Here is a 14273-nt window from a genome sequence, read left to right as displayed (position 1 = left end):
CGTTTATGCGCTCCCGTCTTCAATAAACCGCTTAATATCTCGAATGGTTTCTTCTGGATGACTGATGTGAGGGTTATGGCCTTTCGCCTGCATAACGACTAATTCACTGTTTGGAATGCGCTGCTGGATGTATTCTCCGACTTCGAGCGGAACAATTGAATCTTCGGTGGGCTGCAAAATAAGTGTTCTCACCGTGACTTTGGACAGCTCTTCACGAACATCAGACATGAATGTAGCTTCTGCAAAGCGGCGCGCAATTCCAGGGTTATTTGTATATAGCATGGATTCGAATTCTGCAGAGAGATGTGGCCGATCTTCGTTTTTCATGGCGATTGGGGCTAAGTATTTTGTGAATTCCTTGTAGTTCATCTCCATCATATCAAGCAGCTCATCTATATCCTCGCGTTCAAAGCCGCCATAATAATCAGGCTCATTTAAATAATGCGGAGACGGGCCGATCATTATCAGTTTGCTCATCAGATCAGGTCTTTCAATAGATGCCAATACGCCGATCATTCCGCTGACAGAGTGGCCAACATATAAAATATCTTTCAAGTTCAGCGCGTCACATATTTCAATTACATCTTGTGCATAGCCGCTCAAAGTTTCGTACCGTTCCGCCGTATAAGCCGACTTGTCACTCTGACCGGATCCAACATAATCAAATGTTATGACGCGGTACTGTTTTTCAAAAGCAGGTATCAGGCGATTCCATACGGTTTGATCACAGCCGAAACCATGCGCAAAAACTATTGTTTCTTGTCCTGTACCTGTTATTCGTACAGCGTTTCTTTTTATAATATCCAGTGTCATAGAATCAAGTCCTTTCCGGCTGTAATTTCTAATTTATTATCATTGTAGCATAGAAAATGAGAAGGCTAATACGACAAATAGAAGAAATAAAAAAGCACCTGTGAGAATTCTCACAGGTGCTTTGGATTAATTTGTGTAATTATCAAAATAACCTTGAATGAAGACAATCGGTGTGCCTTTGTCTCCGCTGCCGGAAGTCAGGTCGGATAATGAACCGATTAAATCTGTCAGCTTCCGTGGTGTAGTTCCTTGCGAAGCCATGGATCCCATTAAATCCGTGTCTTTCTTCTCGATAAATTCGGTCACTGCTTTTTTCAACTCTTCTCCACGCAATTCAGAAAAATCATTGTCTGCCAAATACTTTAATTTAATTTCATTCGGAATACCGTCAAGTCCGTCTGTGTAAGCAGGGGAGACGACTGGATCCGCCAGCTCCCAAATCTTGCCGACCGGATCTTTAAACGCGCCATCTCCGTAAACCATCACTTCGATGTGCTTGCCTGTTTCCTCTTTCAGCATTCTCTGAATGTTGTCAACGACAGGCTGGCAGCTGTGAGGGAACAGTTTGATGCTGTCTTCCTGTGCTTTGTTTGCACCCAGTAAACCGAATTGGTCATTATACCCGCTGCCGTCAATGGATGTGGCCAGAATATCATCAAGGCTGTAAACTTTTTCAGCGCCGTTCGCTTTTAGAATCCGCTTCGATCTGAAACGTGAATGGATATCGCATGTCAGCACAGTTTTTGTATAATCCAAAATAGTTTTTGCATTGTTGGAGAAAATGACTTCATGCTCAATGCCAAACTCATCCATCAATGATTTATAATATTCTATATAGTCAACACCTGTAAACGGGTGTTTGTTGTCGCCAAAATGTTCACGGAATTCAGCTTCAGTCAATACGTCTGTCCAAGGATTGACTCCCTTTTCGTCCAAACGATCCATTTCGACCAGGTGGTTACCGACCTCGTCGGATGGGTAACTGAGCATTAACACAATTTTCTTCGCGCCTTTTGCAATCCCGCGCAAACAGTTTCCAAAACGGTTACGGCTGAGAATAGGGAAGATGACGCCGATTGTATCGTCACCAAATTTTGCTTTGATATCTTTCGCAATATCATCGATCGTTGCATAGTTTCCTTGTGCACGCGCTACAATTGATTCCGTAATTGATACGATATCTTTATCTTGAAATGTAATATTTTCAACTTTAGCAGCCTCTAATACACTGTCCACAACAATCTGTTCAATGTTGTCGCCTTCATTAATAATCGGACAACGCAATCCTCTGACAACCGTTCCTACAACTCTACTCAAAACAATCGCTCCTTAGTGAAAATCAATTTGATCACTCTTCTTTGTATTATAACGTGCATCTATGGTATAAGTAAAATTAATATACTTAATAGGGGATATAAGGGGCGGTTATATGTCGATTAATCTGGAATGGTATAAAGTGTTCCGTAAAGTCGTGCAAAATGAAAGCTTCTCGAAGGCGGCACGCAGCTTGTTTATGACACAGCCCGCCGTCAGTCAGATCATTTCTCAGCTTGAGCGTGAACTGGATACACGGCTGTTTAACCGCACATCCAAAGGTGTCACATTGACCGATGAAGGGTCACTGTTATATGAGTATGTCAATTCATCTTTGAATTTAATCGAAGCGGGCAATGAAAAATTGCGTGAATTAAAAAACCTGTCGTCAGGAGAGCTGAAAATTGGCGTAGGGGATACGATCTCCCGTTATTATCTATTGCCGTATCTGGAGGAATTTCACACCAACTTTCCGAGCATTCGATTCAAAATCATTAATGGAACGACGGTGGAACTGATTGCGGCGCTGAAATCAGGCGAAGTGGATATTGCAGTTTGCAACTTTCCGATTGAGGATGATTCGCTGGAGAAACGGGCTTATTTTGATGTGCAAGATACGTTTGTTTATGGTGATCGATTTAAGAAACTATTTCTAAGACCTGTGCCGCTGCAGGAGCTTTCGAGGCTGCCGTTAATTCTGCTCGAGTCTAAGTCCAACTCGCGCATGTTTGTAGAAGATTACCTTCTGACACAAGGTGTAAAGATTCATCCGGAGTTTGAGCTGGGCTCACATGAGCTGTTACTGGAGTTTGCACAGATTAATTTGGGGATTGCATGTGTAGTGCGGGAGTTTTCAGCAGACTATCTGGAAAGCGGAAAACTGCAGGAAGTGAAGTTTTTAGAGCCGATACCTAAACGCAGCATCGGTGTTTGTTTCTTAAAAGGCGTATCATTGTCCCCGGCGGCTTCCAAGTTTATCGGGATATTGGAGAAGAATCCACTATAGAGCTGACTGTGGCTCTACAAATGCGCTTTTACAAAAAAATACTGCCCGGGAAGCAATCGGCTTCCCGGACAGTATTTTTGTGATTATACATAAATATTGCGATCCCAGAAGCGGTGATGTGCAACGGCTTCTGCCCATTGAGCGCCTTCGCCTGAAACCGTCAAGTCCATCAGAATACCAGGACCCGGCTGTACTTTCGTCTGGTCAAGCAAGTTTTTCGCCGCAGGAGCAGAGCCAATCGGTTTGAAGTGCATATACGCTTCATTGACAAAGTCTGCGACATCCATCTCAAACTTTTTCTGTTGCTCTGCTTGTCCGCCTACAACATATAGCGCATCGTACAAAACGGAGTGAACAGTTAACAGCGTCTCATCCACGTCCACTGTCGCACCATTTTTGCCGGTCAGTTTGCCGAACTTTTCGCTGACAATATCGATGGACATGCCTGCGTCCAGTGAAGCTTTCAAAAATGGTTCAAGCACTTCGTCATCGAATTGGTCTGCAATCAATACAGCCACTTTGCGTGTATCCGGCAGTTTTGCCTTGTTCTCCTGACTGAGTGCTGGAGAAGACTTGGATACATCCGTTTGCTTCACGCCTTGTGGGGCATCCACACCTACTGCATCTGCAATTTGCGCCGCCATATCCTGATCTACATTCGCAAACATATCGACGACTTGCTTTCTGACATTCATGTCTTTTACTTTTCCCACTTCAAAACTGAATGCCGCGATAATATGTTGTTTTTCTGGATCAGACATACTGTTCCAGAATAAGCGTGCCTGAGAGAAGTGGTCTTTAAATGAATCACTTCGCGCCTGTACTTTGCGTCCTTCTACTTTTTCCTGATAATGCACATAGCCGCCGTCTTCCGGAGAAGCAGTATCCGGCTTGTTATTGGCCAGAGAGTTTTTATGGTAGGCGGTTTGTCCGACATTGATGGTTTGTCTTCCGTAACCGTCGCGCTGGTTATTGTGAAATGGACAGACAGGGCGGTTGATCGGCAGCTCATGGAAGTTGGGTCCGCCAAGACGAATGAGCTGCGTATCTGTATACGAGAATAATCGGCCCTGTAATAAAGGGTCATTTGTGAAATCAATCCCCGGTACTACACTGCCGGGATGGAAAGCAACTTGCTCCGTTTCCGCGAAGACGTTGTCCACGTTCCGGTTTAGTGTCATCTTTCCGATAATTTTAACCGGCACGTCTTCTTCGGGCCATATTTTCGTTGGATCAAGAATATCAAAGTCAAATTTGAATTCGTCTTTCTCTTCAAGGAGCTGCACGCCAAGCTCGAATTCCACGAAATCGCCATTTTCAATTGATTCCCATAGATCGCGGCGGTGAAAATCGGGATCCTTGCCGTTGATTTTCTGTGCCTCGTCCCAAACTAAAGAGTGTACGCCAAGTTTCGGCTTCCAGTGGAATTTCACAAAGTGCGCTTCCCCTTGTTCATTAACGAAACGATACGTATGCACACCGAATCCTTCCATCATCCGCAGACTGCGCGGAATGGCACGGTCGGACATTTGCCACATAACCATATGTGCGGACTCCTGGTTATTTGCAACAAAGTCCCAGAACGTGTCATGTGCAGAAGCGGCCTGCGGCATTTCATTATGCGGCTCAGGTTTCACCGCATGCACTAGGTCAGGAAATTTGATTGCATCCTGAATGAAAAACACCGGCATATTATTTCCGACTAAATCATAATTTCCTTCCTGTGTATAAAACTTTACCGCAAAGCCGCGGACGTCGCGTACTGCTTCTGCAGAACCTCTGCTGCCCGCCACGGTAGAGAAGCGTGTGAAGACAGGAGTTTTTTGGCCGGGCTCCTGTAAAAAGCCTGCTTTTGTATATTTCTTCATCGACTCGTATAGCTCGAATTCTCCGTGAGCGGCATACCCTCGCGCGTGCACTACCCGCTCCGGAATCCGTTCATGGTCAAAATGCGTCATTTTTTCACGGAAATGAAAGTCTTCTATTAATGTTGGTCCGCGTGTCCCTGCTTTTAGAGAATGTTCATCTTCTGAAATTTTTAATCCTTGGTTAGTTGTCATTGTATGCTCGCTGTCACGTGCACGAAATGTTTCCAGTTGCTTATTCTTACTATTTTCATTTACTTGGCTGTCATTGTTCATGTAAAATCCTCCTATCAAAAAATAGTAGTCTGTCTGTTTATTCCCGAATTGTACGGGAATAAACAGCAACTATATTCTGCCGGAGCGGATTATCGAAAACAGCAAGTAAACAAACATCAGCGCTGCAATGACTGAGCCGACTTCGATAAGCGGCAGTTTCAGGAATAGTGCGGTCTGTCCTGCAATCGCGGAGCCTATAATGAGCCCGACCATTAAAATGCTGAATGCCAGTAAGACAATACTTAATGACAGACGATTGGCGATCTTATCGAGTCGGCGGAATATGATGCTGGTCTCTTTTAGCCCTACGTCTAATTCTACTTTCCCTTTTTGTACAGTTCTGATTGCTTTTTTGACGTCATTTGGCAGTTCTGCAATGATTTCTGCATTTTTCACGAAAGTATGCCAGCCATTTTCCAGCAGATAACGCGGGTCGAACTGTCTCAGCACCAACTTTTTACTGTACGGCTCAATTGCTTTCATTATACTGAAGGAGGGATCCAGCTTGCCAAGCACACCTTCCAATGTAAGTATCACTTTGGAGAGAATGGCAACTTCATTCGGTAATCGTATTTGGTGGCGATAAGCAATAGAGAAAATCTCCATAAACACATCGCCCAGTTTTAAATCATGCAGCGACGTTTCGTAATATTTTCGCTGAATGACTTGCAAGTCGCGATATAGGGCGTCAGTACCCGTATCTTCGTGCAGAATGTCCATAGCAGAGAATACATCAATCAGCCGTGTGATGTTTCCTTTTTTCAGAGCTATCAACAGTGAAACGAAGTGATATGTCATTTCTTTGCTGAGCTGGCCTACCATACCGAAATCCAAATAATAAATGGTATTGCCCGGTGCAATGAAAATATTGCCGGGATGCGGATCACCATGGAAAAAGCCGTATTCCATTACTTGCGAAAGCATAGACTCCGCGATTCGTTCTGCAATGATATTTCTGTCGTACCCTTCATCGTCGAGCCGGCTAATATTACTGACTTTAATGCCGGTAACTAATTCGGTTGTGAGCACAGTTCGCGTAGTGTATTCATCGTATACGAGCGGTACTTGAATATCAGGGTTTTTTATGAATTGACGGGAAATTCGTTCTGCATTACGGGCTTCGAGCTGGTAGTCCAGTTCCTCTCGCAGAGAATGAGAGAATTCATAAATTAGCTCTTTTAGATGATAAGCTTTTGCCCACTCCATATTTTTCTCTAAAAACCCGGCTAAATCATGCAGTATTGCCAAGTCAGTATTTACTTGTCTTTGAATATTAGGGCGCTGAATTTTGACGGCGACTAATTCACCGCCGGGCAGCCGTGCAGTATGCACTTGCCCAATGGATGCAGAGGCAAGCGGTTCTTTATCGAATTCCATGAATAATTCATCTATTGGAGCACCTAATTGATACTCGATGATTTCCTGTACTACTTCGTATGGAAAAGATTCCACGTGGTCCTGCAATTTCTCAAGTTCTGCTGCAATTTCCTCAGGCACTAAATCCCGCCGTCCGCTGGCAATTTGCCCGAGTTTGATGAACGTCGGGCCGAGCTGTTCCAGCGCGATTCGTAATTTCCTGCCCACATGATATAAGTTCAGATCCATTTGCTCATCTGCAGAAGAAAATTTCCTGTCTGTCAGTCCGAGCCGAAATAAGATATGGCTGAATCCATTCTTCAAAAAGACATTGATAATCTCTTGAAATCGCTGTGCATTCTTCATTCTTCGTTTCAGCAAAAAGAACACCTCCGTTTACATCCTTTCTACAAAAGATACCATTAAATATCCGCGGGTAAACACTAAAAGGGTCTCCGCTCTCTCTGATGAAAAGAGAAGGGGAGACCCTTTACTATTTAGAAGAATTTTTTCCTGTCACGTTCTTCTTTCAGAACTTCGACCGCTTCGCGGAAGCGCAGTGAATGTACGTTTTCTCTTTCTCTCAGAAACTTAAGTGAATCATTAATCCAGGCATCGTCAGATATATCGATAATCCATTGATAGGTGGCACGTGCCTTTTCTTCCGCTGCTATATCTTCGTACAAATCGGCTATTGGGTCTCCTTTGGCCTGCAGGTATGTGGTAGTGAACGGTACGCCGCCAGCATTTTCATAAAACAATGCGTGACCGTGATTGACGTAATGCGCACCGAATCCGGCTTCTTCAAGCTGTTCAGGTGTCGCATCTTTCGTTAATTTGTAAATCATGGTGGCGAGCATTTCTAAATGGGAAAACTCTTCGGTCGCAATATCATTCAGCACACCGATAACCTTATCAGGAACGGTATACCGCTGATTCATATAGCGCAAGGCTGCAGCCAGCTCTCCATCCGCACCGCCGTACTGCTCTGAAATATACTTTGCAAGTTTTGGGTTACATTCTTTTACTTCTACCGGATACAATAACTTTTTCTCATAGACCCACATCAACATTCCCTCCAGTAACATCGTGCATATTTGAGACTACATTTGCCACGGCCAAGGTGCCTGGTTCCAGCGCCAGCCCGTATCAATTGCTTGTTCTGACGGAATTGAATGCAAAGAAAGCGGTCCAAAACGCTTTTCATACACCTTTCTCAGCCTGGATGCTTCCTTAATAGCAAGCCGCCATTGGGTAAGGGCTTCCTGGTCATCAGGGTGCGTATCGGTATAGAGTGTCAGTTCGACTACCACGAAATCGGCTTCCTGCACTTTCTTCAACAGATCTCTTCGTTCAGCTGCTTCCATCAGGAGATCCCCTCCCTTTTTGAATAGCCGTCGACCAATGCAGGCCATAGCGACCCGTGCTGCAGAGCTTCGGCAGGTGAAAATTGCGGAAGTGACGCAGGCTGAAAGTTCATGAACAGCTGAGGCGGCAGGGAGAACGTCTTAACCTTGACAGGCGGACACGGATCCCACGGAGATATATACGGTTTATAACTCCCTCTGAATGTATAATCCATCAGTTATCAACTCCTCTACGCAAGATATGAAACTATTTCACGGCGTATGACTGATTGTGTCCTGTCCACACAACAAACGGTTTCAACGGCGGCTGAAAGTTGTTGTAATAGTATAGCTATAACTAATTATTATATTTCCTAATAACTCGTAATCTAGTACAATGGAAGGAGTGGGGAATGATCTGGCTGAATTTATATAGTATATTTGCAGATTCAGTAGTTCTCTGGTACGAATACATACATTGAAGGAGACGTTCAAATGAGACGCGGAGATGGAATGAATGGATGATTACTCCATATTTATCGGAAGGCAGCCGATTCTTAGCCGGTCAGGCGATATTTATGCATATGAGCTGCTGTACCGAAACAGCGAGGAAAATTACTTTCCTGATATAAATCCTGAACAGGCCACAATCAGCCTATTAATCAACACATTTCTTTCTGTCGGGATTGATCAGGTGACGAGCGGCGCGCGTTCATTCATAAACTTTTCAGGGGAATTGCTGGCTCAGGATGTGTTCATGAGTTTGAATCCCGATCAAGTGGTAATTGAGATTCTGGAAGATGTTGAAATAACGCCCGCTCTGCTGCACCGGCTGAGGATGTTTAAAGAAGCTGGTTTCACGCTGGCGCTGGATGACTTCATTCTGCAGGAACAATATGTAACGTATTCTCAGTTATTTGAACTCGTAGATATTATTAAAGTGGATTTCATGCAGACAAGCATTGTGGAGAAACATCGCATCACGTCATTTTTGAAAAAGTATCCTTCAATTATTTTGTTGGCTGAAAAGATTGAGACAGAGGCAGATTACCAGCTTGCATTAAAGAGCGGCTATGATTTGTTTCAAGGCTATTTTTTCGCCAAGCCTGATATCATTAAGAGCGCCGAAATTCCGTCCAATACACTAATTCATATGCAGATTATTGATTATTTCCAAAAAGATTCCCAGTCTATTAATCAGCTGTCTGATTTGATCATGCGGGATGTATCGATTTCCTATAAGTTATTACGCTTTATAAACTCATTAGCATTCGATATACCGCGTCAAATCAGCTCCATTAAACAAGCGATAATGATGATCGGTTTACGGGATACAAAGAAGTGGCTCCAGGTGCTGATGCTGCACGATTTGGGGAAAGATCTTAAAGACGGACGGGTAAAAGCACTCATTGAATTATCGCTCCGGCGTGCAAGAGCCTGTGAACTGCTGGCAAAGTATAAAGGGAAAGCGAATAAGGACGAATACTTCCTGACGGGAATGTTTTCATTAATCGATGCGGTAATGCGCAGAAAGTGGGAAGATATCCTGCCCCTGCTATCACTGTCTGATATCATTATCGATACACTGAACGGCAGAAGAACAGAAATCACACCTTATTTACAGTTGATTAAAGCTGTAGAGAGCTTCGACTGGGAGCAGGTCGAACAATTGTCTGGCGAGTTGGCGATCCCGAAAAAAGAGCTGAGTTCCATCTTTCTTCAGGCAATGCGCTGGTCACAGGGAATTGAAGAAGAAATGGATTGAATATACATCAAAAAGGCATTTTCGCTTGAAGATGCCTTTTTTGATGTGTAATATAAACATTTATAATCTGTTTGGTAACTTTTAGTTCTGTAATACGCAGTGGCAGAAATACGTTATATCCGTTCAAATTAGGGTATGAAGTGTAGTAAGAGAGTTACCAAATGAACACTAGGAGTCGATAGGTGTGGACAAAAAATTCTGGAAAAACCCCGTATTTTCTATTTCTGCCGTATTCATTTTTATCCTTGTTGTATTAGGAGCGGTCATTCCAGGGCCGTTTGGAGTAGTTTCTGAAAGGCTTTATCATTACACAACAGATAATTTTGGCTGGTTTTACTTGCTGGCTGTGTTTGTCGTCGTCATATTCCTGTTCGGATTAGCGATCAGTAAGTTCGGGGCTATACGTCTGGGCGGCGATACGGAACGTCCGGAATATCCATTCTTCACTTGGATTGGCATGCTTTTCTCTGCCGGTTTTGGTGTGGGGCTGGTCTTTTGGGGTGTGGCAGAACCGATGAGCCATTACTTCAAGTCGCCGCTCCAGGGTATTGAAGCGCAGACAGAAGAAGCGGCGCGTGTAGCAATGGGCTATTCATTCTTCCACTGGGGCATTTCTCAGTGGGCGATCTTTGGAATTGTCGGGCTTGTAATTGGATTTCTTCAGTTCCGGAAGAAAAAAGACGGTCTGATTTCAACAGCATTGGAACCGTTAATCGGAAGCAATCGATACGTGAAGACCGGTATTGATTCATTTGCCGTAGTAGCAACGGTAATGGGTATCGCGACTTCTCTCGGGATGGGTGTTCTTCAGATGAGCGGCGGTATGGAATATGTCTTTGATCTAAAAAGCACATTCACTATCCAGCTCGTAATTATAGCAGTTGTATTCGTGGCGTATATGACCTCTGCTACAACAGGCTTGAGTAAGGGAATTGCCTATCTTGGGAACTTTAACTTAGGTATGGCAATCGCATTGCTCGTATTTTTCTTCATAGTGGGACCGAAAGTGTTTATTCTTGAAACCTTTACTTTGGCAATTGGAGATTATATTAATAACTTCATTACGTATAGCTTGCGTCTACAGCCATATCAGGGAGGCACCTGGGTAAAAGACTGGACAATCTTCTACTGGGCGTGGACGATTGCCTGGTCACCGTTCGTCGGTGCATTCGTCGCTCGTGTATCAAAAGGACGGACTATCCGCGAATTCATCATGGGTGTCTTAGTTATTCCGCCGGCATTTTCTTGTATGTGGATAGCGACACTTGGCGGAACGGCACTGTATAGTGATTTGCGCAATGGAACCCAAATTGCACAGGAAGTCGATAAAGATGTCACGTCTGCCATCTTTGCGACGCTCCAGCACTTGCCGATGACGAATGTCGTGTCATTTTTAGCGATTGTGCTGATCTTTACATTTTTGATCACATCTGCGGATTCCGCGACGTATATTTTAGCCAGCATGACCACGCGGGGCAGTTTATTCCCGCCGCTCGTAGTTAAATTCATCTGGGGCTTTCTGATGACTGCGATTGCAGCCGTCTTGCTGTATGCGGGCGGATTGGAGGCATTGCAGTCAGCTTCCCTTGTATCTGCACTGCCGTTTACTTTACTGATGGTATTGCTGATTTTCTCGCTGGCCAAGCTGCTTGTGAGGGAACCAATTACAGTCAGGCCGACTGACATACGTCAATTTGAGCATGTCGAAGGTGAAGTTAAAAAGAGACGCAGACGGAAAGAAAGCGAAAAAGAGAAAAGAGAGCGCAGAGAGAAAGAAAGAGCAAGAAGAGCAAGGGAAAAAAGCAATAGAAAGTATCAAGAGCTGGAAAAGAAAAAGTATCAGGAAGTAGAGAAAGAAAAAGAGAAAAAGAAATAAAATAGTGCCGGTTCGCTGCGTGTAGCACGAACCGGTTTTTACAGCAAGGGGGAGAATATTTATGTCAGTTGTAAAAGTAGAAGATATACAGTTCAAAAGAGGAGACAATCAGATTCTGCAAGACGTGAATTGGGAAATTGAGCAAGGACAGCAATGGGGGATACTCGGGTTAAACGGATCCGGCAAAACATCTTTATTGTCTATTATTTCCACTTATGAAATTCCTTCATCAGGTGAAGTGGAGGTTCTCGGAAAGAAGTTTGGCAGTGCGTACTTGCCCGAGATTCGCAAGAAAATCGGCTATGTCAGCAGTTCTTTAGAGAAGTTCTCGGACTATTTCTGGAACGAATCTATTGAGCGCATTATTATTAGCGGGAAGTTTGCGAGCTTCGGGATCTACGACAAAATTATGGATGAGGACTGGGCACGTGCAGAATACTTGGTGAAAGAATTCCGTCTCGATCATGTCAAAGGGTATACATTCAAAGTTTTGTCTGAAGGGGAGAAGCGCCGGGTGTTAATAGCACGTGCGCTGATGGGGAAACCGAATCTATTGATTTTAGACGAACCATGCTCAGGTCTCGATGTTTTGGCAAGAGAGCAGTTTCTTGAAGCGCTTGAGATTGCGGCAGAGAATGACACACACCTGGTGTATGTCACCCACCATATTGAAGAGCTGGTACCCGAAATTACACATGTATTATTATTGAAAGAAGGGAAAGTGATTGCGGCGGGGCCGAAAAAGGAAGTGCTGACTGACGAATTACTCTCAGAAACCTACCAAGTTCCCGTGGCAATTGAATGGCGTTCAGACCGCCCGTATCTTTCAGTTAAATAAAGTATACGGGCACAGTTTGCGGAGCGGTTTAAAGGGAATGTTATAGACTATAACGAATCGCGGAAGGAACGGAGCCGGTACTAGTATAATTATTTGGTAACGTTCGATAAGGAGGAGAGGGCGGGTGGCGAAACAGAAGCGTAAGATGACCAAAAAGCGTATAGCTTCCTATGTGCTCCTGTTCTTTGCATTGCTTTACGCGGGGGTTATGCTATGGCAGACTTATAAGCCACTGCCGCCCGGAATCTCCTACAAAGGTGAACTTCATCAGGTGGAAGATGTGGAATTTATTTATGATTTGACGTACTCCAAAACGAAATCAAAAGATCACTACCAATCGGAATTGCGTATTTTTAAAGAAGTATTTCGGATGATTGAAGAAGCGAAGGAATTTGTCGTTCTGGACTTCTTTTTAATGGATGATTATTACGACGAAAATGAAAATTTTCCGCAGATAGCTGACCAGCTGACGGAAGTTCTCGTAAAGAAAAAACAGAGGAATCCGGATATGCTGATTGTGTACATAACTGATCCGGTGAACACTGGCTACGGGTCTTATGAATCTGAGTGGTTTAAGGCACTTGAGGCAGCTGGAGTACAAGTGGTCTATACGGATCTTGAGCCGTTGCGGGATTCGACGCCTCTTTATTCAGGAATCTACCGCATATTTCTTCAATGGTTTGATTTTGACGGGAACAATATTTTCCCGAACTTTCTGGCAAGCGATGCACCTGACGTGAAATTCACTTCCTATTTGAAGCTGCTGAATGTGAAAGCGAATCATCGTAAAACGCTTGTAACAGACCAGGCAGCGTTAGTTACATCTTCAAATCCTCATGCAGCAAGCGGGCGACACGGCAACGCAGCATTTAAAGTTAAAGGTCCGATTCAAAATGATATATTGGAGTCAGAAGAAGCGGTTCTTCAATATTCAGCGGGCGGAAAATTGCCCCGTGCAGAAAATGCCGCAGAGCAAAAAGGTCCGTACCAGGTTCAGTACTTGACCGAGAGCAAAGTGCTGGACGCGTTGGTAAGTGATATCGGGAAAGCGAAAAAGGGTGACCGCATCCGAATGGGCATGTTTTACCTGTCTGAGCAGGAAGTGATTCAGCCGCTGGAAGACGCCGCCAATAGAGGCGTAAAAGTAGAGATCGTCCTGGATCCAAATGAAAATTCATTTGGCAGTAAAAAATCCGGTCTGCCGAATCGCCCGGTCGTTCAGGAAATCCGGGAAAATACAGACGATCAGATCAAAGTGCGCTGGTATAATACGGTCATCGGTCAGTATCATACGAAGCTGGTGACAGTACAGACTGCTGATCAGACGTTTATTACAAATGGTTCATCCAATATAACGGAACGCACATTGCGTGATTATAATTTGGAAGCGAATTTGCGCATCATTGCCCCGGCTGACAGCGAGCTGACCGAAGAAATTAATGCATACTTTGATCGGATCTGGAATAATGAAGATGCGCTGTATACGCTTGATGTAGAAGAGTATCAAAACAACCTGACGTTCTTCCAGCGAGGCATATACGCATTGCAGCGATGGGCTAAGCTGACAACTTATTGAGTATAGAAAAAGCGCCGTTTATTGCGAACGGCGCTTTTCTTTATATAGGGAGGGAATGAAAAGGGAGGTAAATAAGCCGGCATCTCTTTTTGCACTTCTATTAATCGGCCTCATTATTCTGCTGAATAGGTCATGACGATGTGATAAATGCTTGGAACAATTGCAAAAAACAAATGAATCAAAAGAGTTTGCTGAAACGGTCTGCGTAGAACAACAACAATATCTCATGTAAACTTAATTTA

Annotated in this window: 12 protein-coding genes; 5 read left to right on the top strand and 7 right to left on the bottom strand. The window is 44.1% G+C overall.

Features of this window, described 5'->3' with window-relative positions:
* Positions 1 to 3: 3 nt before the first annotated feature.
* Together SporoP33_RS08370 and SporoP33_RS08365 are read right to left on the bottom strand one after the other, a co-directional pair.
* The gene (locus SporoP33_RS08370; RefSeq protein ID WP_081243285.1) at positions 4 to 813 is read right to left on the bottom strand and encodes an alpha/beta fold hydrolase; all 810 of its coding nucleotides are present in this window, start codon (positions 811 to 813) and stop codon (positions 4 to 6) included.
* 126 nt (positions 814 to 939) lie between these two features.
* On the bottom strand, positions 940 to 2130 hold the full coding sequence (locus SporoP33_RS08365; RefSeq protein ID WP_081243284.1) for a coenzyme F420-0:L-glutamate ligase: 1191 nt from the start codon (positions 2128 to 2130) through the stop codon (positions 940 to 942).
* A gap of 112 nt (positions 2131 to 2242) precedes the next feature.
* On the opposite strand from SporoP33_RS08365, the gene SporoP33_RS08360 reads away from it, so the two are divergent.
* Positions 2243 to 3133, top strand: a complete 891-nt coding sequence (locus SporoP33_RS08360; RefSeq protein ID WP_081243283.1) for a LysR family transcriptional regulator — start codon at positions 2243 to 2245, stop codon at positions 3131 to 3133.
* Between the two features lie 83 nt (positions 3134 to 3216).
* On the opposite strand, the gene SporoP33_RS08355 is transcribed toward SporoP33_RS08360, so the two are convergent.
* From SporoP33_RS08355 to SporoP33_RS08335, 5 genes are all read right to left on the bottom strand, one after another.
* A complete protein-coding gene (locus SporoP33_RS08355; protein WP_081243282.1) occupies positions 3217 to 5274 on the bottom strand; it encodes a catalase in 2058 nt (685 codons plus the stop codon).
* A 69-nt stretch (positions 5275 to 5343) separates the two neighbouring features.
* Entirely contained in the window at positions 5344 to 7020 is a 1677-nt protein-coding gene (locus tag SporoP33_RS08350; RefSeq protein ID WP_231293217.1) for an ABC1 kinase family protein, read from the bottom strand.
* A 107-nt stretch (positions 7021 to 7127) separates the two neighbouring features.
* Positions 7128 to 7697 carry a manganese catalase family protein gene (locus tag SporoP33_RS08345; protein ID WP_081243280.1) on the bottom strand — a complete coding sequence of 190 codons (570 nt, stop codon included), beginning with the start codon at positions 7695 to 7697 and terminating at the stop codon, positions 7128 to 7130.
* A gap of 36 nt (positions 7698 to 7733) precedes the next feature.
* Positions 7734 to 7997 carry a spore coat protein CotJB gene (locus tag SporoP33_RS08340; protein ID WP_081243279.1) on the bottom strand — a complete coding sequence of 88 codons (264 nt, stop codon included), beginning with the start codon at positions 7995 to 7997 and terminating at the stop codon, positions 7734 to 7736.
* Positions 7997 to 8212, bottom strand: coding sequence for a spore coat associated protein CotJA (locus SporoP33_RS08335; RefSeq protein ID WP_081243278.1), 216 nt, complete (start codon positions 8210 to 8212; stop codon positions 7997 to 7999). Before SporoP33_RS08335 ends, SporoP33_RS08340 begins: the two co-directional genes overlap by 1 nt.
* A gap of 281 nt (positions 8213 to 8493) precedes the next feature.
* Here SporoP33_RS08335 and SporoP33_RS08330 point away from each other — a divergent pair, with 281 nt between their 5' ends.
* The 4 genes from SporoP33_RS08330 to SporoP33_RS08315 all read left to right on the top strand — a co-directional run bounded on the left by SporoP33_RS08330 (position 8494) and on the right by SporoP33_RS08315 (position 14031).
* A complete protein-coding gene (locus SporoP33_RS08330; protein ID WP_081243277.1) occupies positions 8494 to 9741 on the top strand; it encodes an EAL and HDOD domain-containing protein in 1248 nt (415 codons plus the stop codon).
* 184 nt (positions 9742 to 9925) lie between these two features.
* Complete coding sequence (locus tag SporoP33_RS08325; RefSeq protein WP_081243276.1) at positions 9926 to 11617, top strand: BCCT family transporter; 1692 nt, start codon at positions 9926 to 9928, stop codon at positions 11615 to 11617.
* Between the two features lie 61 nt (positions 11618 to 11678).
* The gene (locus SporoP33_RS08320; protein WP_081243275.1) at positions 11679 to 12455 is read left to right on the top strand and encodes an ABC transporter ATP-binding protein; all 777 of its coding nucleotides are present in this window, start codon (positions 11679 to 11681) and stop codon (positions 12453 to 12455) included.
* Between the two features lie 124 nt (positions 12456 to 12579).
* Positions 12580 to 14031, top strand: coding sequence for a phospholipase D family protein (locus SporoP33_RS08315; RefSeq protein WP_155961323.1), 1452 nt, complete (start codon positions 12580 to 12582; stop codon positions 14029 to 14031).
* Positions 14032 to 14273: the final 242 nt, after the last annotated feature.

It is taken from the genome of Sporosarcina sp. P33 (assembly GCF_002077155.1).
Taxonomy (GTDB): domain Bacteria; phylum Bacillota; class Bacilli; order Bacillales_A; family Planococcaceae; genus Sporosarcina.
This window is presented reverse-complemented; position numbering and strand designations above follow the sequence as displayed.

Bases quoted from the DNA above. Each gene is read 5' to 3' on its own strand.
- SporoP33_RS08370 (WP_081243285.1), bottom strand. From the start codon at position 813: ATGACACTGGATATTATAAAAAGAAACGCTGTACGAATAACAGGTACA.
- SporoP33_RS08360 (WP_081243283.1), top strand. From the start codon at position 2,243: ATGTCGATTAATCTGGAATGGTATAAAGTGTTCCGTAAAGTCGTGCAA.
- SporoP33_RS08355 (WP_081243282.1), bottom strand. From the start codon at position 5,274: ATGAACAATGACAGCCAAGTAAATGAAAATAGTAAGAATAAGCAACTG.
- SporoP33_RS08345 (WP_081243280.1), bottom strand. From the start codon at position 7,697: ATGTGGGTCTATGAGAAAAAGTTATTGTATCCGGTAGAAGTAAAAGAA.
- SporoP33_RS08340 (WP_081243279.1), bottom strand. From the start codon at position 7,997: ATGGAAGCAGCTGAACGAAGAGATCTGTTGAAGAAAGTGCAGGAAGCC.
- SporoP33_RS08335 (WP_081243278.1), bottom strand. From the start codon at position 8,212: ATGGATTATACATTCAGAGGGAGTTATAAACCGTATATATCTCCGTGG.
- SporoP33_RS08330 (WP_081243277.1), top strand. From the start codon at position 8,494: ATGGATGATTACTCCATATTTATCGGAAGGCAGCCGATTCTTAGCCGG.
- SporoP33_RS08320 (WP_081243275.1), top strand. From the start codon at position 11,679: ATGTCAGTTGTAAAAGTAGAAGATATACAGTTCAAAAGAGGAGACAAT.